16 protein-coding genes and 1 tRNA gene are annotated in these 20,818 nt (G+C 42.2%); 1 reads left to right on the forward strand and 16 read right to left on the reverse strand.

Features of this window, described 5'->3' with window-relative positions; translation table 11 throughout:
- Positions 1–142: 142 nt before the first annotated feature.
- From AC3IRX_RS01835 to AC3IRX_RS01910, 16 genes are all read right to left on the reverse strand, one after another.
- On the reverse strand, positions 143–1,054 hold the full coding sequence (locus tag AC3IRX_RS01835; protein ID WP_489210800.1) for an NAD(P)/FAD-dependent oxidoreductase: 912 nt from the start codon (positions 1,052–1,054) through the stop codon (positions 143–145).
- 488 nt (positions 1,055–1,542) lie between these two features.
- Positions 1,543–1,616, reverse strand: a tRNA-Ala gene (locus AC3IRX_RS01840).
- Positions 1,617–1,727: 111 nt separating this feature from the next.
- Positions 1,728–3,140, reverse strand: coding sequence for a TolC family protein (locus AC3IRX_RS01845; RefSeq protein ID WP_489210801.1), 1,413 nt, complete (start codon positions 3,138–3,140; stop codon positions 1,728–1,730).
- 34 nt (positions 3,141–3,174) lie between these two features.
- Positions 3,175–6,321: an efflux RND transporter permease subunit gene (locus tag AC3IRX_RS01850; protein ID WP_489210802.1), complete on the reverse strand. Its 3,147-nt coding sequence runs from the start codon at positions 6,319–6,321 to the stop codon at positions 3,175–3,177.
- Positions 6,322–6,389: 68 nt separating this feature from the next.
- Positions 6,390–7,583 (reverse strand): efflux RND transporter periplasmic adaptor subunit, encoded by a 1,194-nt coding sequence (locus AC3IRX_RS01855; protein WP_489210803.1) that lies wholly within the window; start codon positions 7,581–7,583, stop codon positions 6,390–6,392.
- Positions 7,576–8,037: a transcriptional regulator gene (locus tag AC3IRX_RS01860; RefSeq protein ID WP_489210804.1), complete on the reverse strand. Its 462-nt coding sequence runs from the start codon at positions 8,035–8,037 to the stop codon at positions 7,576–7,578. Before AC3IRX_RS01860 ends, AC3IRX_RS01855 begins: the two co-directional genes overlap by 8 nt.
- A gap of 196 nt (positions 8,038–8,233) precedes the next feature.
- Complete coding sequence (locus AC3IRX_RS01865) at positions 8,234–8,806, reverse strand: sugar O-acetyltransferase (protein ID WP_489210805.1); 573 nt, start codon at positions 8,804–8,806, stop codon at positions 8,234–8,236.
- Positions 8,807–8,836: 30 nt separating this feature from the next.
- Positions 8,837–9,379: a GNAT family N-acetyltransferase gene (locus tag AC3IRX_RS01870; RefSeq protein ID WP_489210806.1), complete on the reverse strand. Its 543-nt coding sequence runs from the start codon at positions 9,377–9,379 to the stop codon at positions 8,837–8,839.
- 144 nt (positions 9,380–9,523) lie between these two features.
- The gene (locus tag AC3IRX_RS01875; RefSeq protein WP_489210807.1) at positions 9,524–9,760 is read right to left on the reverse strand and encodes a DUF2007 domain-containing protein; all 237 of its coding nucleotides are present in this window, start codon (positions 9,758–9,760) and stop codon (positions 9,524–9,526) included.
- 108 nt (positions 9,761–9,868) lie between these two features.
- The gene (locus AC3IRX_RS01880; RefSeq protein WP_489210808.1) at positions 9,869–11,164 is read right to left on the reverse strand and encodes an amidohydrolase family protein; all 1,296 of its coding nucleotides are present in this window, start codon (positions 11,162–11,164) and stop codon (positions 9,869–9,871) included.
- A gap of 14 nt (positions 11,165–11,178) precedes the next feature.
- Positions 11,179–14,160 carry an amidohydrolase family protein gene (locus tag AC3IRX_RS01885; RefSeq protein WP_489210809.1) on the reverse strand — a complete coding sequence of 994 codons (2,982 nt, stop codon included), beginning with the start codon at positions 14,158–14,160 and terminating at the stop codon, positions 11,179–11,181.
- A 132-nt stretch (positions 14,161–14,292) separates the two neighbouring features.
- On the reverse strand, positions 14,293–15,630 hold the full coding sequence (gene lat, locus AC3IRX_RS01890; protein ID WP_489210810.1) for an L-lysine 6-transaminase: 1,338 nt from the start codon (positions 15,628–15,630) through the stop codon (positions 14,293–14,295).
- Positions 15,631–15,667: 37 nt separating this feature from the next.
- Positions 15,668–17,218 carry an L-piperidine-6-carboxylate dehydrogenase gene (amaB, locus tag AC3IRX_RS01895; protein ID WP_489210811.1) on the reverse strand — a complete coding sequence of 517 codons (1,551 nt, stop codon included), beginning with the start codon at positions 17,216–17,218 and terminating at the stop codon, positions 15,668–15,670.
- Positions 17,219–17,326: 108 nt separating this feature from the next.
- Positions 17,327–17,872 (reverse strand): GNAT family N-acetyltransferase, encoded by a 546-nt coding sequence (locus AC3IRX_RS01900; RefSeq protein ID WP_489210812.1) that lies wholly within the window; start codon positions 17,870–17,872, stop codon positions 17,327–17,329.
- Between the two features lie 47 nt (positions 17,873–17,919).
- Entirely contained in the window at positions 17,920–18,966 is a 1,047-nt protein-coding gene (locus AC3IRX_RS01905) for a bifunctional transcriptional activator/DNA repair enzyme AdaA (protein WP_489210813.1), read from the reverse strand.
- Positions 18,967–19,075: 109 nt separating this feature from the next.
- On the reverse strand, positions 19,076–19,660 hold the full coding sequence (locus AC3IRX_RS01910) for a DUF2911 domain-containing protein (protein WP_459112442.1): 585 nt from the start codon (positions 19,658–19,660) through the stop codon (positions 19,076–19,078).
- Positions 19,661–19,954: 294 nt separating this feature from the next.
- On the opposite strand from AC3IRX_RS01910, the gene hisG reads away from it, so the two are divergent.
- Positions 19,955–20,812, forward strand: coding sequence for an ATP phosphoribosyltransferase (gene hisG / locus AC3IRX_RS01915; RefSeq protein ID WP_489210814.1), 858 nt, complete (start codon positions 19,955–19,957; stop codon positions 20,810–20,812).
- Positions 20,813–20,818 lie beyond the last annotated feature (6 nt).

A 20,818-nucleotide genomic window follows, 5' to 3' on the forward strand; every position in this document is an offset into this window, starting at 1 on the left:
GTCTTCCCTTCTCAAATAAATCGGGTAAACTTTTCACTAAAAAAACCTGTTCAAATTCAACTCTATACAAAGATAAGGATAAGAAACGCAGTTTGCGAGAAATGAGTGGCTTAGTTTTTTTCAATCACTTTCTGCTTCTTTCTTACTTAAAACCTTGTTCAATTAATTCTGAGTTGAGTGCACCTCCGGCCATGCTTCCGTTGTAGACTGCGTTCGCAATGGAACGTACAAAGCTTGCATTGTCGCCACACGCATAAACGCCGTCCACGCATGTTTTCATAGAAATCTCCACCTTGATATGCCCCTGCTCCGTGAGTTCACAGCCTAGGTCTATGGGAAGCTTACAATGCTGCTCAAATTCAGGATGCGCATACATAACGCTCAGCTGCTGACTCGAGTCGTCCTCAAACAAAACCGCTTTAAGCTTTCCATTCTCTTGCACCAGCTCTTTAATTTTGCGATCTACAATCTTTATTCCTTTTTTCGTTAGGGCACTGCTGTACTCTTCTGAAAGCTTTTCTTCCCCATTGGTGTAAATCGTAAGATCGCCGGTCCAATTGGAAATTAATTTCCCCATTTCATAAGCGCTTTCGCCCGTGGCAAGAATGCCCGTTTTCTGATCCCGGTTTTCGTATCCGTGGCAGTAAGGACAATGGATAATCGAAACTCCCCACGCCTCTTTAAATCCAACAATGGGCGGCATAATATCCTTTATCCCAGTAGCAAAGATCATTTTCTTTGCGCTCCAGGTTTTACCCGATTCCGCTTTGACGAAAAAGCCCTCTTTTGTCTTCTCGACTCCGGTCACTAAATCCTCTACACACTCTATGGTTTTGTAAAGTTTCAATTGATCCCGAGCAATCGAGAGAAGCTCTAAAGGAGGAGTACCGTCACGCGTGAAAAAATTATGAGATTGGGGTGCCATGCGATTGCAAGGCATGCCGCTGTCAATAAGGAGCACTTTTCTGCGAGCTCTTCCTAAGGCTAAAGAAGCGGAGAGTCCAGCGCTGCTGCCTCCTACCACAATGGCATCGTAAATTGGATTGTTATTCATAAATACAAGGTATTTCTTGAGTATTGGATTCGATAAAGTTAGAGGATTTTTTCCAAGTTTTAGAAATTCCTACATAGTTAAATTACGCGTTGAAGGAATGAAGCAGGGAGAACCCTATTTTTGGACAGTTGATCTGTTTAATTGATGATTCCTTCATCAAAAAAGAAGTAAAAAAAATCAATTCTGACCGATACTTAAAGCGAATCATGTTAAGGGCGCTAATTAAAAAAATGAAACCAGTATATAGTCCTAATCTTGTTAAAATACAATTAGATAATCGGTTTATTTCCGATTATCTCTTCTTGTTTTTACATTATCAAATGAGAACGCTTAAGAATCGCTCAGGTTTGTCCGTGTATTGAGTCTTATCGCAATAAGTCGGCTTTCCCCAACTTCGTTTAAATAGGACGGTTGTGATGACACGAAGGATTCTTGATTGGCACCTCAAAAAAAACCCTCTTAAACACGGGAGTTTAAGAGGGTTTACGTGGAGAATACGGGATTCGAACCCGTGACCTTTTGACTGCCAGTCAAACGCGCTAGCCAACTGCGCCAATCCCCCATTCTAAATCAGATCAATCTGAATTCAGAGTGCAATAATAGGTAATATTTTAAAAATAGCAAAGCGCAGGGATCAAAATTTCCCTGCGCTTTGTTTTATTTACTTTTGGGTTTACTTCCAACCTCCTCCTAAAGCTCTATAAAGCTCGATACCGGACTGCATTTTTGCATATCGGGCATTCGAAATATTAAGCTCTGCATTGAGTTGATTGACTGAGGCATTAATTACTTCTAAGTAATTGGCCATCCCATAATTTACAAGTTCTTGTGAAAACTCGACACTTTTACGGTATGCATCTAATTCCTTTTGCTTTAAGGAAATAAATGAATCTTGAGAAGAGTACATTTTAATAGCATCCGAAACTTCTTTCCCTGCCGTTAAGACTGAACGTCTAAAGTTTAAATACGCAATTTCTTTGTTGGCTAAACTCACTTCGTATTGCGTTCTAATCTGTCTTTTGTTTAAGACAGGTTGCAATAGACCTCCTACCACATTAGCAAAAAGAGAATTTGCACTAAAGAGATTGTCTATGTCTTTGGATTGCAGTCCCCCACTTCCTGTGATTGTAAGACGTGGGTAAAACTGCGCTTTGGCCGCTTTTGAAAGCTCAAAGGCTTGCACCAAATTAAGTTCTGCCATTCTTACGTCGGGACGGTTGCTAAGCAGTTGACTTGGATACCCAAGATCAAGTGCGATAGGCAAGTTCTGATTCTCAAGCGTACTTCTAGTGATCGCTGCAGAAGGTTCTGCAAGCAAAAGACTCATTGTGTTTTCCAGAAGTTCAATCTGGATATCAATGTTGATTAAAAGAGACTCCGCATTATGCACCAAAGCTTCACTTTGCTGCACTGCTACTTCCGTAAGTGACCCCGCATCTTTAAGTGCTTGGGTAGTTTCTAGGTTCTTCTGTCTAAGTAAAATCGTCTCGTTAATAATTCTCTTTTGCTCATCAAAGGTGAGTAACTGAAAATAAGAGGCGGCTACGGCAGCAACCAAATCGCTTTTGATGGATTGGTGAGCGGAAACGGTTCCTAGATAGGAAGCCATTTGTGCGCGCTGCTCGGAGGCCATTTTCCCCCAAATATCAATCTCCCAATTTAAGGCGCCCATTAGGTCCCACTGAGAATTGTGCGTACGCTCAGAAAGCATTTGACCGGACTGAGTATTTAACGATTGGGTGTTGAACGTATAGTTCGGTCCAATGTTTATGGTCGGCAGATAGGCAGCTTTGCTTTGCTTTAAATAAGCTTCTGCGGACACAATATTTTGAAGTGCAATACGCACATCGATATTGTTGTCTAAGGCTTTTTGAATATGCCCTTGCAAAATAGGATCCGTAAAGATCTCACGCCAAGATACATCGCCAAAGCTAAGTGAATCTTGAGGCAGTTGATCTGTCCTATAAAGGGTCTGTTCTACCACCTGAGGAGGCGTTTCATACTTGGTGGCAGTTGCGCACGAAGTAAGCAGCACTCCTAGAGCTAGGGGAAGAATAACCGATTTTGCTTGTTTATAAATATTCATTGTCTTTCTAATTTATTTTTAAGGTTTTTCTCCCTTATTCGTTCAAATTAATCGCTTCTTTTTTAAGAGGTACTACTTTTTCCTGAAGCCATTGGAAGATGACATAAAGCACGGGAATAACCAAAAGACCTACAAAGGTTCCAATCAGTAGCCCTGCCGCTGCACCGGTTCCAATCGATCGGTTTCCAACCATCCCAATTCCACTTGCAAACACCAGGGGAAGCATCCCGAAGATGAAGGCAAAGGAGGTCATTAGAATCGGTCTAAGTCTGGCTTTAGCCGCGTTGATTGCGGACATAGCAATACTCTCACCCTTATGTCTACGCTGGACCGCAAATTCCACAATCAAAATGGCGTTCTTCGCTAAGAGTCCAATAAGCATGATAATGGCAATCTGGAAATAGATGTTGTTTTCAAGTCCCATAATGCTCTGACCAAAGTACGCCCCGATGACTCCTAAAGGAAGGGACACGATCACAGCAAACGGAAGAATGAAACTCTCGTATTGAGCCGCTAGAATAAAGTACACAAATAGGAAGCTTAATAGAAACACTACATACGTTTGAGATCCTGCTTTCATTTCTTCCTTGGAGAGTCCTGTAAATTCAACATCATAATCCGTGGATAAATGTTGAGCTTGCACTTCCTGCACAGCCGCAATGGCATCCCCTGTGGAATACCCCGGTGCGTTGGACCCACTAATTCCTACCGAAGTAAAGAGGTTGTAACGTTCAATCGATTGAGGTCCAAAGGTACGCTCAAGGGTTACAAATTGAGATAGCGGTGTCATTTGTCCACTTGCAGTTTTCACGTAGAGTTTGCTTAAGTCTTGAGCACTTGCTCTATCCTCTGGCAGGGCCTGGATCATGACTCTAAACTGCTTTCCGTATTTCGTGAAATCCGAAGCGTAAATTCCTCCTACATAGCCTTGCATCGCACTCAAAATGCTGTTGACTGAAACGCCTACATCTTTTGCTCTAGGGATGTCAATGATCATCTCGTATTGAGGGTAGTTGGTATTAAAGGAAGTGGAAGCAAACTGAATTTCTGGTCTCTTCATTAGCTCTGCTATGAAATCCTGAGCTGCAGTACTTAAGCTGGATAACTCTCCGCCTGAACGATCCAAAAGCTCAAAGTTAAACCCTTCACTCTGACCAAATCCAGGGACACTTGGAGGAGAAAAGAAAATCATTTTAGCATCTGGATACTTTTGAGCCAGTCCAAACAATTGTCCTGTAATTCCTTGTACACTTGTGGCATCCGAAGTTCTTTCTTTAAAAGGCTTTAATTTAATAAAGGCCTGCCCTACGTTTGATCCTTGTCCTGACATGAAACCACGCGAGGAACTAAAGGTCACGTTTTGTACCCCGTCGATTTTTCGAGCTTCCTTCTGAAGGTCTTGCAAAATCGAATAGGTTCTTTCCATAGAGGCTCCTTGAGGAAGCTGAATGTCCGCAAAGATAATTCCTCGGTCTTCACTTGGAATGAAACCTGAAGGCATCGTTGAATTAGCCCACCAGAAGGTAAGTCCTCCGAGTCCAAAAATAATTAAAGTCACCCACTTGTGGCGAATTAAAAAGAGGAACGAACGACCATAACGATCGGTGATGGATTTGAATCCTACGTTAAATTTATAGAAGAATTTATCTCGGATATTTAATTCTGTGTATTCTTTGTGGTGATGTGCGTTTGGCTTAAGTAGTAGCGCACAAAGCATTGGACTTAAAGTTAGGGCATTTACCGCCGAAATTAAAATCGCAATAATTAGGGTAATCCCAAACTGTTGGTAAAAGACTCCTGTGGGGCCTTCTAAGAAAGTTACAGGAATAAAAACGGCTGCCATTACAAGAGTAATGGAAATAATCGCCCCTGTAATCTCGTCCATGGCCTCCACCGTGGCCCTTTTTGCATCAGTGATCCCTTGTTCTAATTTCGCATGGACGGCTTCTACGACGACAATGGCGTCGTCGACTACAATCCCAATGGCGAGAACCAGGGCAAAGAGAGTCAAGAGGTTAAGGGAATAGCCTAGTAAATTTAAAAAGAAGAACGTTCCCACAATCGACACCGGAACCGCAATGGCGGGAATCAAAGTGGAACGGAAATCTTGAAGGAAAATATACACCACTAGGAATACCAGTAGGAAGGCTTCAATTAGGGTGGTCACTACTTTTGAAATGGACGCTTCTAGGAATTCGTTGGTATCAAAGTTAATGTTGTACCCGATTCCCTCTGGAAACGAATCTTGTTGTTGCTTCAAAAAGACATTTATGTCTTCAATAATGGCCTGTGCATTGGAGCCCGGTGTTTGGAAGATCCCCATACTGATGGAACGATTTCCATTACTTTCTCCAATTCCAGAATAAGACAAAGCGGCAAGTTCTACTTTTGCCACATCTTTTAAATGTAAAAACTGCCCATTCCCTAGGGAGCGGATGACAATATTCTCATACTCCGAAGCCTCGTCAAATTTCCCTTTGTAGGTAATTACATATTCAAAGGAATTTCCGTCATTCTCCCCGATGGATCCTGCGGCAGCTTCTCGAGATTGCTCGTTAATCGCTGTAGAAATCTCTGTAGGTTCAATGCCGTACGCCGCCATTTTGGAAGGATCAAGCCAAACTCTCATGGAATAAGTCTTGCCTCCAAATACCATCGCATCCCCAACACCGTTGACCCGTTTTAGTCCCGGAACGACATTAATGTTTAAATAGTTTTGGAGCCAGGTCTCGTCTAAATCCGGATTGCTCGTATAGAACGTTAGGAACATAAGTGCACTGGTTTGCTGCTTCTGCGTAATTACCCCAGAGCGGGTTACTTCCGAGGGAAGTAAAGGCATGGCACGCTGTACCTTGTTTTGAACGTTTACGGCCGCAATATCGGGATCTACTCCTTGTTTGAAAAAGATCTGAATCGATGCGGATCCATTGTTTTGGGCTGTGGAATTAATATAATCCATCCCTTCTACCCCGTTGACCTGCTCTTCGATCGGAATTACAACCGAATTCATAACCGTTTGCGCGTTCGCTCCCGTATAGTTTGCGGAGATTCTTACGGTCGGTGGGGCAATGTCTGGATACTGGGTTACAGGCAGTGCCATGAGCCCCAGAATACCTAGGATCACGATCATAATCGAAATTACGGTCGAGAGTACGGGTCTATCTATAAATCGTTTTATCATTTTTATCTTGGATTTTGGCTATTTGTGCTTCGTTTGATATCCAAATAGCCGAGTTCACGTGGCACTTTTTAATTGTTAAATTGGATTTTGATGGCTTTCAGTAAGTCATCCAATTGGATAGGTTTTGCTTTCACAGGAGTTCCTGTTCTTAAGCTCCCCACACCCTCGGCAACAACGGTTTCCCCTTCTTTCAACCCTCCTTCCACAATGGCAAGGTTGTCTACACGATCCGTCACTTGAATGACCGCGCTAGTCGCCGTATCTTTTACAATTTTGTACACATAAACAAGTCCTTGTTGTTCGTACGTCGCCGTTTCAGGAACGACAAGAACGTTTGAATAGGTTTTAGGAAGACGAATGGTTCCTGTGTTCCCATTGCTTAACATTTTTTCTGGATTTGGAAGCGACACTCTAAATTGAATGGTTCCTGTGCTTGGGTCAATTTGCCCTGTAACCGCTTTAATCACTCCTTTATGAGAATAAATATCACCGTTTGCCATCTGTAGTTCTACAGCGGGCATATTTTTCAATTTTTCTGACATGGTGGAACCGTAAGAATTCTTTAAGAAATTCAAATACTCCGTTTCATTCATCGAGAAATAGGCATACAGTTCGCTCGTATCCGAAACCGTGGTAATCGGTTGCTGGTCGGAAGGCCCCACAAGACTACCAGTCCGTTGATTTAATTTACCCACAACCCCTGAAATAGGAGAACGGATCACAGAATAATCGATATTCGCTTGAACGCCTTGGAAGTTTGCACTGGCCTGCGCTTTGGCTGCAATCGCTTGCGAAAGCTGCGCTTGGGCACCCGCTAAATTTGCTTGAGCGGTTTGAAGTTGAACACTAGAGATAATGTTCTTATCCACTAGCGGTTTAATTTTATTCACCTCGACTTGCGCTGCATTGACGGCACTTTGGGCTGCTTTTACACTCGCATCTGCAGCTCCAATCCCTGCTCTTGCCGCCGAAGCGGACTGATTAAGGGTATTGGTTTCCAAACGAAAAAGGGGTTGTCCTTTGCTTACAAACTGACCTTCGTCCACAAGTACTTGCGTAATGTATCCTTGGATTTTCGCACGCACTTCGTTGTTCACACGGCCTTGAATACTAGCCGGAAAGGAAGTGTATCCGGTCACGCTTCGTGTTTGAGCTTTCACGCTGCTAACCGCTTTGGTCTGACTTGGAGCCTGAGTTTCTTTTTTCTTACAAGCCCCTAACGCGAAAGAGGCTACTAGTAATAAAACGATTCGTTTATTCATTGTATAATTGTCTTAGTGAGTTTTCTATATTTGCGATACTATTATCAATAAGCTTGCTGTAAATTTCGTATTTTTCGTTGGAATATTCCCCCTTCGACCCTCGAAATACCATAAGCCTTTCAAAAAGCGATCGCTCTGATTTTAAGCGCTCTAAAAGTTCTTCAAAACGAAGGCGGATAAATTCATTGTTGATACTGAAAAAACGTTTTCGACATTCCTTCGGTAATTCCTTGATAAGTCCGATTTCTAGTAACAGATGCAAATTGGTTGAGATGGAGCTTTTGCTTGCCGAAAAAGCCTCTACTAATTCTTCGAAAGTGACCCCCTGACGCTCAAAATCAAAGATTAAAAACGCCTGAATTTTCGCCGCCAAAGGAGGCAAGTGAAAAAACTCGCCATAGAACGAAGCAAAATCCTCAAACAGGGAGGCATCTATTGCAATACGACTGCGCATAGGAGGTACAAATTTACGTGAGCAAAGGTACAAATTTTGGTTCGTAAAAAACCGAACCAATAGGGATTATCGAAAAAATAAATAAGTACTATAAACCAATACGCTAGAAACAGCCCTCTCCGTTTGTGGCCACTTCCCCGTAGAAACCTATTTTATTTTGCCTCCCCATTTTTACTCGTGAAAAGAGCCAAAGACTCTATTTCCCCTTTGGATTTTGTTTAATCTTGCGGACCGCTTTGCAGGGATTTCCAAAAGCTAGCATTCCGGATTCAATCGAACGCGAAACAACACTTCCAGCTCCAATCACACAATTCTCACCAATCGTAACGCCAGGCAACACCACTACATTTCCACCCAGCCACACATTATTTCCCACTTTAATGGGTTTTGCCGTTTCCACTCCTAAGTTTCGGCTTTCGTACTCGAGCGGATGCAGAGCGGTATAAAAGGAGCAGTTGGGTCCAATGAGTACATTATCCCCAAATTCCACGCTAGCCTCGTCAAGAATCACCAGATTAAAGTTGGCGAAAAAATTTTCTCCTACATGGATGTTATACCCATAATCACACTTAAATCCCGACTCCAGGATAAAATTTTCCTTTGTCGAACCTAAAAGAGAAGATAGTGCCTCTCTCCTCTTAAGGGTTTCCCTTGGGGAGAGCTGCTCTAGTTCTTGAAGAATCACTTTGCACTGCATTCTTTCCTCCACTAAGGTAAGGTCGTTTGCATCGTACAGAAGACCTCGTTTGCATTTTTCTTTTTCGTCCATTGCCCTTTTATTCGTGAGATTCTTGTCTTCTTATTTTTGAGTAGATTCCTCTGTAGAGAGTACTTTTTCGTAGGCTCTTCGAGAAGATCCTCGAAAAAAGACCTCCCCGCAGTAGGTATATCCAAGGGAGTCCATAATTCTTAGCATAGCCAAATTATCAAAATTCGTATCCACTTTAATGGATGGAATCCCACGCTGCAAGGCATAATTCTGCGCAAAAAGCAGAAGCATTTTTCCGTATCCTTTTCCACTTGCACTTGGACTCACGCCCATTCTATGCACCACAAGGAACTCTCCCTTTGTTAGCCACTCCCCTTCAATCTCCTCGTAGGCAGGTTCGTAGTTTTCAATCATAGCACAATAGGCTACAATCTCCTTCCCGCTCACAATAAAAAAACCCTCCCCCTTTTCAATATCCGTTCCAATCGAATCCTCATTGGGATAGCCGTCTTGCCACTGTCTTGAACCTTGGCTTTTGCGCAGTTCAATTCCCGATTTAATAATGGACCACGCTTGGGGAATTTCCTCCTTTGTGGCTTTTCTAAAGGTAAGTTCAGGACTGTCAATTTTCATACTCTCTTTCATTTTGGAATTCTCTTAGCAAAGCTACTTTATTTTTGACGTAGAGAAAAGAAGCTCTCTGAGATCAAAAAAACCGTGATGCCCAGGGATCACGGTTTCAATAAAATTAAAATTCAATATATGAAAACAATTTGGTTAATTCTGAGTGGCCTTCGACTCTAGGAGCCACTGGTCAATAATAGCAAAGGCTTCTTGCTCTTTATTCAAATTTACCTTCACACTAAGCGTATTCGCTGTCGGTGTGGTCGTAAAGGTCATGTATGCATTTTCCACTGCATTCTCTATTCCGGCTTCGTCTAATTTCGATTTCACGAGTTGAATTTCTTGCTGAATTGCACTCTCAAATACCGAAACTCTTGTCTTTCTTTCCATAGTAATTCATTTAATAGAGTCTAAATATACGAAAAATTTAGCTTTAATTTAACAGGTTTACCAAAACTTAACATTAAAATTGTTAAAAGATGGTTTTCCTTACCGGTTTCATTTTCCGCTTTTATTTCCTTCTATTTTTTCCTGGTACCGCTCATAAAGGGTGGTTTGATGGTTTCTGAGTTCTATATCTCGTCCATCAATAAAGCCGCGAGTTACCTGATTGGTAAGTTGATCAAGTGCATCTCCTTCCGAAATAAATAACGTTGCACTTTTCCCCACTTCCAAACTCCCGTGCGTTTTGTCAATACCGAGCATCTTCGCTAAGTTTAAGGTAATACTCTGCAAAGCCTTTTCCTTATCTAACCCATAGGCCGCAGTGGTTCCTGCAAGAAAAGGAAGGTTTCTGGAATCCGAGAAATCTTTTCGTGCACTGTAATCCAGTCCGTGCAAAATTCCTTTATCAGACACCATTTTCGCGAACTGATAAGGAAGCCTAGGGGAAGATGAGGCATTCGTAGGCAAAGAGTGAGGATTGGTGACAATGAGTGGATAGCCACTAGCCTTGATTTCATCAAGGACCGATTCGAGAGAGGAATCTCCAATCAGCACAGTCTTTTTCACCCCGTAATCTTTTGTAAATTTAATTAATTCTAGCGCTTCGTTTGGACCGCTTACGGCCGCAAAGAGAATCTTCTCCCCTGTAAAAAGAGGCGCTATACTTTGCAATTTAAATTCTTTATACCCCGAGTTCTTGTCGTAGGATTTTGCACGTTGGAAAAGACTCTTAAGCTCTAAGAGATCTTCTTCTCTTCGATCGTTTAGCTGCTTGCTTCTTTTCGCGTCACTTAGTCGATAAATGGTCGGCCAGTTCATGTGAAGCACATTGTCCTCGCTGACCACCGCATCTTGCCAGTTCCACCCGTCTAGCTGCATAATCGAAGAAGTTCCCGAAAGAAGTCCTCTTTCCATTACAGGCTGAGCAAGAAGAACTCCGTTGCTACGCACCGTCGGGATTACGTGACTGTCCGTATTAAAGGCAATTAAAGTTCTTACTTCCGGCACAAGACCGTTGGACTCTCTAAAATCCACGGTGGCTTTTGTGGCCGATATTTCCACGAGTCCTAAGGAATTGTTCACAAGGATAAACCCGGGATAGACATGCTTTCCACTGGCTTCAATGACTTGTGCTCCTTGTGGAACTGCGCCTCCAATGGAGGTAATGATTCCCTTGTCAAACACAAGGGTCGTGCTGGGAAGCACTTGCCCGGTGGCTGTATGCAAGGTTGCCCCCGTAATGGCGATGGGCGCATTTTGCGCAGGAGCAGGTTTTGGCCTTTGCGCAAAGCTACTTACGCTAATGAAAAAGGCAAATAAACTATATAGAGTACGTTTTGATGAGTTCATAGGTTCTGTATTAATTAATGAGAATGAGTTTCCGATAGCAAATGCTCCTCCAAGGTGTCGCAGTGATAAAGAACTGGCTCCGTTTTACTCACCGCTTTCGTATTGCCAGACTTTTGATCGTCTGAGAAAAGCATCTTTTGCACAATTCTATTTTTTTCGTTTCTCACTTTTTGGTCTTTCAAGGCTTGGGTTTGGCCATCAAAATACAAAGTTCCATCTACGAAGGTTTTGTCCACAGTGGCATAGATACTTAAAGGATTGGCTGTCCAAAGGACTAAATCCGCATCTTTCCCCACCGCTACAGAACCTACTCGATCGTCGATCATAAGCATCTTCGCTGGGTTTAAAGTAACCATTTTCCAGGCAGCTTCTTGAGATACCCCTCCGTATTTAACGGATTTAGCAGCCTCTTGATTGAGTCGGCGAGCCATTTCTGCATCGTCCGAATTAATAGCTGTGTTTACGCCCGCCTCTAGTAATAGGGCCGCATTTTGCGGAATCGCGTCTCTCACTTCTTCTTTATAAGCCCACCAATCGGAGAAGGTGGAAGCATTGGCTCCGTGCGCTTTCATAAGGTCTGCGACCTTATACCCTTCTAAGATATGGGTAAAGGTTTGCACTCTAAAATTAAAACGATTCGCTACCTCCATCAGCATATTAATTTCACTTTGCACATACGAGTGCGAGGTGATAAAACGCTCCTTGTTTAAGATCTCTAACATGGATTCCAATCGAAGATCTTTACGGTAATTTTTGTTTGTTCTTTTTTCCTCGCCGTATTCTTTTGCACGGGTGAACCAGAAATCAAAGGCCTGCTCTACACCGGCTCTACTTTGAGGAAATCGATTCGGATTTCCTCCCCAGTTAGCCTGCTTCACGTTTTCCCCTAAGGCAAACTTGATAAATGGCTTGGCTCCTTCGTACTGCATGTCAGTTGGATCCTCTCCCCATCTAAATTTAATAAGTGAAGACTGCCCTCCCACAGGGTTTGCACTTCCGTGAAGCTGCTGAGCAATGGTTACTCCTCCTGAGAGTTGGCGGTATAAGTTCACATCATCCGGATTGATGGCATCGCTCATTCTTACTTCCGCAGAATTGTTGGTTCCCCCTTCGTTCACACCGCGAGCAATTCCCACGTGGGTATGCTCATCAATAATACCGCTTGTAAGGTGCATGGATTTTCCTGAAATCACTTTGGCTCCCCCTGCTGAAAGTCCTTGTCCTACGGCTACAATTTTTCCTTTGGATACTTTCACATCGTAATTCTCAACAATGCCTTTCTCTGTGTTGGTCCAGACCGTGGCTCCTTGAATTAAGTAATCTTCAGCCTTTGGAAGCTCGGGAGATCCAAATGCAGAGAACGGATACCATATCTCTCCGACTTTCTGGTCTAAAGGAGATTTGGGCTTCTGAGGCTCCGGTGAATATCCTTGAGTTTGTACAAGAGAATACTGTACGGGCTGTCCGTTTTTATTTAAAGCGCGACCGCTTGCATTTTTGTATCGATCCAGCTCGTACATTAAACGATAGTTCTCTAGGGAATCGTTTGGAAGTTTAAGTTCCATCGCCAGTTTATACTCTGCAAAAGCAAGTTTCACTTTGCCTTTCTTGGTTCCTTGGGAGATTTCAGCTTGTGGACTTGTCAACTTCCCTTTTACTTTTAAATCGTAAGTCTGTCCATTCAAGGTTAACTTATAGGTTCCTCGAATGTCCTGCGTTGGACGCTGGGTAACTTGGTAGCGGGTTCCCATCACATAATTGTCATAAATCTCCGTTTCTTTTTCAAACAGGTCTCCGGAGCTTACAAAGAAATTCGCAAGTGAGCCTGCTTTTAGGCTCCCTAGTCTCTCCTCCTTTAAAAGCTTTGCAGGAACCTTTGTTAGCGATTCTAACAACTGCTCTTTGCTCATTCCTTTTTCATGCAAAGCTCTAAGTTCGGTTAAAAACTTGCTTTTGTCTGAAAGACCGTTCATTGTAAAGGCAATAGGAACATTTTCTTTCGCAAGATAGACTGCATTGTATGGAGCGAGCTCCCAATGTTTAAGGGCTGCTACATCAAGAACTTCGACATCCAGCGCATCTTTTATTTGGTAAGGTTTTGGATAATTCAGGGGTAAGATAAGAGTACCGCCAGTGGCTTTAATTTCTTTTGCGCGTTGGTATTCGTTCCCCGAACCTAAAAACACAAACTGACGACTTGTTTCATCTCCAATTTTGTCCGCTCTAAGAACGTCCCATTTTTCTGAGGTTTCTATAATGGTAGGAAGGTCTTTTAGTTGATTAAAGGCTTCTAGATTTGCGTTTAGAGCTTTTGAATCTTTAGAGGTCTCATACCATTTTGCATCTAAGTACAATTGACGAAGTAAAGCAATGGAACCTACAAGAGAGGAAGGATACGCCTGTCTGGAACTCCCTTTTGAAAAGGAGAGCATTAAAGCGGCATCGCTTTTAATTATTTTCTCAGCACTGGTCCCTTCTCCTAGTCCAATCAAAACGGCGGATCCACGAACCAGCCCGTCCTCATTAAAACTAAGAACCGATCCAAACCCTTGGCTTAAGTACGCATTAAAGTCCTTGGATTGGTTTGTAAAGGTCTCTACCGCTCTCGTGTCGGCTTTCACCGCATCGTTATAGGCGGCAGACGTCGCATCGGTAGGAAGGTAGCTGCTACCTGGATCGTACTGCTTTCTTTGTTTTTTCTCCACTCCTACACTCGCGTAGGGATCGATAAAAGAGGGATACACAAAAGCGCCCTTGCCATCAATAACAACCGCTCCTTTAGGAATGGAGGCTTTGCCTGAGGCCACGACTTTTCCTTCTTGAAAGACCAAAACAGCCTCAGGGATCACTGTTTTTGAATCTTGGTAAAGGGTAATGTTCTTCAAGGCATAAAGACTTTTGTCCTTGCCTTTCGTGTCGTTTGGCCAGTAGCCTACTTGCGCCCAAGTGTGCACGGCCAGTAGCAGTGCCAAGCTGGATAGGATTCGTTTTTTCATAGTTTTAAGAGGGATTTAAAAAATCAAAGTATCAAAAGTAGACATTATTATTAAAAGAGTCCCGTGGATTCACAAAAAATACCGCACAATTTTGTGCGGTACTCAAGTTTTTAATAAAATTTAACGAGGTTCTTAAAATCCTGCGGCTAAAATCTGATCCATTTTGTCAATTGCCATTTGAATCTCCTCCTTCGATACCGTTAAATGCGGTCTGAAACGAAGCGACTGCTCTCCACAAGCGAGTAGTATTACTTTTTCTTCGTAAAGCTTAACACGGAAGCGGTCTCTGGTTTCAGGATCTTTCAAATCAATCGCGCACATGAGTCCACGACCTCTAGGGTTTGAAACCTGCTCTGGGTATTTATGAGCAAGATTTTCGAGTCCTTTCAACAGGCTCTCCCCTACCAAACGTGAATTTTCCACTAGGTTATCCTTTTCAATCACTTCCAGAATAAGTTTGAGTCGCATCATATCAATGAAGTTTCCTCCAAACGTAGAATTGATTCTTGAACTTTCTCTAAATACATTGTTTGGGATACGGTCCATCTTCTCTTTGTTCGCGAGAACGCCACAAACTTGGGTTTTCTTTCCAAAGGCAATAAGATCGGGTCTCACGGAAAAATGCTCAAATGCCCACATTTTCCCTGTCATGCCAATGCCCGTTTGTACTTCGTCAAAAATGAGCAAAATTTCGTGCTCATCACAAATTTTGCGTAGCGCTTGAAAGAACTCATCTCGGAAATGATGATCTCCCCCTTCCGCTTGGATGGGTTCTATGATAATGCAGGCAACACGACCGGGACTTGCTAAAATGGCTTCCTCAATGTTCAAAATGGCAAGCTGTTCATTTTTGATGGTCTCTTGTAAGTTTTCCTCAGTGATTGGAAAACTCAAATGAGGATTTAAAATCCTTGGCCAATCGAATTTAGGGAAATACTGATGTTTCCTTGGGTCGGACGTATTGGTAAGACTTAGAGTATATCCACTTCTTCCATGAAAAGCTTGACGGAAATGGATGCAGATATCTGCCTCTAAATCCTGTCCCTTCTCCATATTGAGTCTTGTCTTCCAGTCAAAGGCTGCTTTCATCGCATTTTCCACGGCCAGCGTTCCACCCGAGACGAAAAAAGCGTATTGAAGTTCCTTTGGAACTACGACTCTTTCAAAGACTTCCATAAACTCAGCGTATTCTACACTGTATACGTCTGCCAAGGTAGGCTTATTCACGGCCATTTTTCCAAGCCAACCCACATGCTCTAAAAGATAAGGATGGTTGTATCCGATGGATGCAGAAGCAAACATCGAAAACATATCCAAGTAATCCTCACCCGAAAGACTGTCATGAATCCACGATCCATGGGATTTTTCAATATCCATTACAAAATCAAAACCGTCCACAAGTAAGTGTCTGGCTAGTACGCTTTGTACGTCTTTAGGGGCGATGGAATCTTGGTGAATTTCTGTATGCATAATAAATTTGTATTTGGTGCTTAATTAGGATTTGAATTTATAAATCGAACGTGATGCCCTGGGCCAAAGGTAGATCCAGACCGTAGTTGATTGTATTGGTTTGTCTTCTCATGTAGTATTTCCACACATCGGAGCCACTCTCGCGACCTCCTCCCGTTTCTTTTTCTCCACCAAAGGCACCGCCAATTTCAGCACCTGAGGTTCCAATGTTTACGTTCGCAATCCCACAATCCGAACCTTGAGCAGAAAGGAAAAGTTCCGCTTCGCGAAGATTTTGAGTCATGATGGCTGAGGATAGACCTTGAGGAACGCTATTTTGCAGTTCAATGGCCTCTTCTAACGTCTTATATTTGATTAGGTACAATATCGGAGCAAACGTTTCGTGCTGTACGATTTCAAAATGGTTTTCGACTTCCGCAACACATGGTTTTACGTAGCATCCTGAAGCGTATTCTTTTCCTTTTAACACGCCTCCTTTTACAATGAATTTTCCACCTTGCTCCTCGCATTTTTTGATGGAGCTCTGGTAATTTTTCACTGCGGAAAGATCAATAAGCGGTCCTACGTGGTTGTTTACATCCAAAGGGTTTCCAATCTTAAGTTGGGCGTAGGCTTTTACAAGTCGCTCTTTCACTTGGTCGTATAGGCTCTCATGAATAATGAGTCTTCGGGTAGAGGTACAGCGCTGTCCTGCAGTTCCTACAGCTCCAAACACCGCTCCAATCACGGACATGTCGATGTCGGCATGCTCTGAAATAATGATGGCATTGTTCCCACCTAATTCTAAGATGGACTTCCCAAACCTTTGTTGAACCTTTACCCCTACTTCTCTTCCTACTTTGGTAGATCCCGTAAAGGACACAAGTGGAATGCTTGTTTCTTCTACGAGCGCTGCGCCCACAGTATGGTCCGCTACAATAACACTACAAACGCCCTGTGGCATTTTGTTTTCTTTTAAAACTTCGTTTAATAGGTTCTGACAGGCCAAAGCACAAAGTCCTACTTTTTCGGACGGCTTCCAAACCACCACGTTTCCACAGACTAAGGCAAGCGCTGTATTCCAACTCCATACCGCTACTGGGAAATTAAAAGCGGAAATCACCCCTACAATCCCTAACGGATGGTACTGTTCGTACATACGGTGAGAGGGTCTTTCAGAATGCATCGTGTATCCGTAAAGTTGACGAGAAAGCCCTAGGGCAAAATCACAGATGTCAATCATCTCTTGCACTTCTCCTAGACCTTCTTGGAGGGATTTCCCCATCTCGTAAGACACGAGTTTACCCAAATCTTGTTTGTTTTCACGAAGCTTTTCTCCAAATTGGCGGATTAGCTCTCCTCTTTTGGGAGCTGGGATACGGGAAAATTCTTTGAAGGCTTCTTTCGCCTTGGAAATTACTTTCTCAAAATCGCTAAGGCTACCGGTTTTAATCTTTGCGATCAGTTTACCATCTGCCGGGGAATAGCTTTCAATCACATCGCCTTTCGCAAAGGATTTGCCCCCCATATTCACTCCATTATTTTCTTTGGAAATCCCTAAACGTTCTAGTGATTTATCAATCGAAAATTTTGATTCTTTTTTTGCCATAATTTTTCAATTCTATGGTTCTAAATATAAAAACTATCCAAGGAATGAACAAATTTTTTAGCATTAAAAAGACTTTAGACCGTTTTACTCAAAAGAGAGAAGCGCAAATCAGCTTTCGCTTTTGCGCTTTGTCCAACTGGATTTAGAGATTTCATACTCTATATTGATTTTGGGCGACTCTCCGTGGTACGCTACTTCCAACTCTCGACGCTTTAGGGCTCCCAATTTTTCCATTGCCCGTTTGGATCTCTCATTTTCTCGCCCTACGTGAAACACGACGGTGTCTATGTAATCAAAAATATAGTTGAGCATAGCCTCCTTTACTTCGCGATTTACCCCTTGTCCCCAATACTTGGGATTGTAAAAGGTATATCCAATTAAGATCTCGCTACTCAGTGGATTGTAATCGTAAAACCGCGTAGAACCTAGTACCACACCATCCTTTTTTCGAACCACCTTAAAGGCGCCTCCACTTTGGAGAGCACCTTGAAAGAAATTCAGAAAAACCTCTCGTTTGTAGCGGTCCGGATTGGGATGTTGACTCCAGGTTTCGGGATCCTTTGCACTTGCATACAAGGCCTCAAAATCGGATTGGGCAAGAGGAACTAGTTGGTAGTTTTCGGTCTCTAAAGTAGGTTGTAGATTGGGAGTCATGAGAAGGAGGATTTATCTTTATTAGAAATAAAGGGAGTTCAAGGAGATTAAAAAAGAATTGATTTTTCCAACTCGAGTAATTTTTGTTTGCGCCAAATTCCACCCCCATACCCCGTTAAAGTCCCATCACTTCCGATAACGCGATGGCAAGGTATTAAAATGGAAATTTTATTCATGCCATTTGCATTGGCCACGGCGCGGACTTTCTTTACATCGCCCAAAACTTCCGATTGTTTGCGATAATTCCATGTTTCACCGTAAGGGATCTTCATTAAAATTTCCCAAACACTTTTCTGAAAGTCGGTTCCTACAGGGGAAAGTGGAACGGTAAATTCTTTACGAATTCCTTCAAAATATTCTGAAAGTTCTTTTTCTAAGGTATCAAAATGGGGATTATCCCCTTGAATAATGGTGGCATTGAGGGATTTTGCTAAATCTTTAAATTCAGTTTCCAGCATTCTTCGATCGGTAAATTCGAGCATACAAATGCCCTCTTCGGTTGCCGCTGCATACATGGTTCCTATCGGGGTTTCGATTCTTTTTAAATCAATAATTCTTTGCGCTTTTGAATTTTTCGGAGAAACCCCGAAAATATTTTTGAAACTTTCACTAAATCCACTTAAACTTTCAAAACCACTATCATAAGCTGTTTCCATCACATTTTCTCCTTGTTGCAATTTTTTGAAAGCCGTATTCAAACGAAACATTCTTTGAAATGCCTGAAAGGTCATTCCGTGGTTCTTCTGAAACCATCTTCGCATCGTAGAGGGGTCAATCCCCCGTTTTACCAAATCGTAATCTTTAAATTTTAAGGCAGGGTTTTCCCTTAGTTCCTTCAAAATTTGTTGAATGTACTGGGGAGTTTCATCTGGATTCTCTAGGGGCTTACAAACTTTGCAGGGGCGGTATCCTTTTAAAATTGCATCCTTTGTGTTTTGAAAAAACTCCACGTTTTCGGCTTTAGGTTTTCGGGCGCTGCATGTGGGGCGACAGAAGATTCCTGTGGTCTTCACACCCATCCAAAATACCCCTTCAAAATCTGAATTTTTGTCCAAACTGGCCTGGTACATGATTTGAGAACTTAAGTTTTTCATTGACATTTGCGATTAACTAGTCACAAAGGTAAAAGGCTGAGCCTACAGGTGCAACCGAAAATTAAGCAACTATTTTTTTTGCGATGCTCGTCTTACCTATACCCTTACCTTATTTTGCACGCTCAATCGATCTAATCTCCCCGAGCTTCTCTACAATGGCTTTTGTCTTATCCGCGTTTTGTACACTGACGGGTACCGTAGCGGAAGATTTATCCCATGCAAAGGTTAGATTTGCATGCGTTGTATCCACAGGCTCAATCGAAATGGTAAACCACTCCACTTTCTGAGCTAAGTCCACCTTAGGAACTTTTACACTGTAAAGATCAAGCTCTTTGTTGTATTGGGTTCCCCAACTTTGAGAGTCCTTATTTAAGATGACTCGCCACTGCGATTTGGAGGGCTCAATGTAAAGACCATACGTTCCCGCAGGGACATCCACGCCACCAAAGTTCACTTTTTCACCAAAGGTAATTTTTGTCGAGGAATTCGCTCCCGCGCGCCATACAGCATCATAAGGAACTAAGTCTCCAAAAACCACCCGGTCTTTCACCGCCGGACGACCATAGTCTACAGAAATACTGGTTAGAGAAAATTGTTGTTCAATTTTCTGCCTAGGGCTTTGCGCTGGAAGCGTGTACTGCGCCTGAGAAAATAAAAAACCGCAAAGAAAGCTGGTTATAAGAATCTTTTTCATAGAATTGATTTAGGATTTAAAGGTAGTGAATTTTATAGTTTTATTAGAAAACAAAAAAAATAATTGTTTGAATAACAAAAAAATATTTATCTTCGCCCCCTAATTTAAAACACAAAGAATGTTTAATCAATTACATCATCATTTTCATCCTTGCACTCAAGCGAGCTGAGAATGATATGCTGTAAATTCAAAATATCTAAATCTAATCCCGTTTGAGTAAATCAAACGGGATTTTTCTTTTTTACAGGTCATCCCCCATTTAAGATTTACTCAAACATTTAATACTAGTGAAAAATGAGTAAACTTAGAATTGCCATTCAAAAAAGTGGCAGACTTAACGAAAAATCAATCGATCTACTGCAACAATGCGGAATTAAATTTCCAAATGGCGGTGGAAAACTAATCACGGAAGCTACTAATTTTCCAATTGAAATTTTGTTTTTAAGAGATGATGACATTCCCCAATACGTCGAACAACAAGTTGCTGATATAGGCATCATAGGAGAAAATGTTCTGGTTGAAAGTAAAAAGATTATCAATCTCGTTGAAAAGCTTGGTTTTTCTTCCTGCCGCTTGAGTCTGGCAGTTCCTAAAGAAACACAATACGACAGCTTGGAATTTTTCAGAAACAAACGCATCGCAACCTCCTATCCCAATATTTTATTGGAATACTTTCAGAAACAGAATATCGAAGTAACGATAGAAGTTATATCAGGAAGTGTGGAAATTGCACCGGGAATCGGTTTAGCAGACGGTATCTGCGATATTGTAAGCAGCGGTAGCACCCTGCTTTCGAATGGGTTAAAAGAAGTAGAGAAAGTCCTGGTAAGTCAGGCGGTTTTGGTGGCAAATCCTAATTTAGAAGAATCCAAAAAACAGATTTTAGAAAAACTGTTGTTCCGAATCCAGTCCGTTCAGAAAGCCAAAGAAAACAAATACATTTTATTGAATACCCTCGATTCTAAACTGGAAAAAATCAAAACAATTCTTCCAGGAATGAACAGCCCGACCATTCTACCCCTGGCAAGGGAAGGTTGGAGCAGCTTACATTCTGTTATCAGAGAAGACAAATTCTGGGAGATCATAGACGAATTAAAAGAAGCCGGAGCTGAAGGAATTCTCGTCATTCCTATCGAAAAAATGATTGTGTAAACGAAC

This window comes from Epilithonimonas sp. KH_059 (assembly GCF_057838485.1).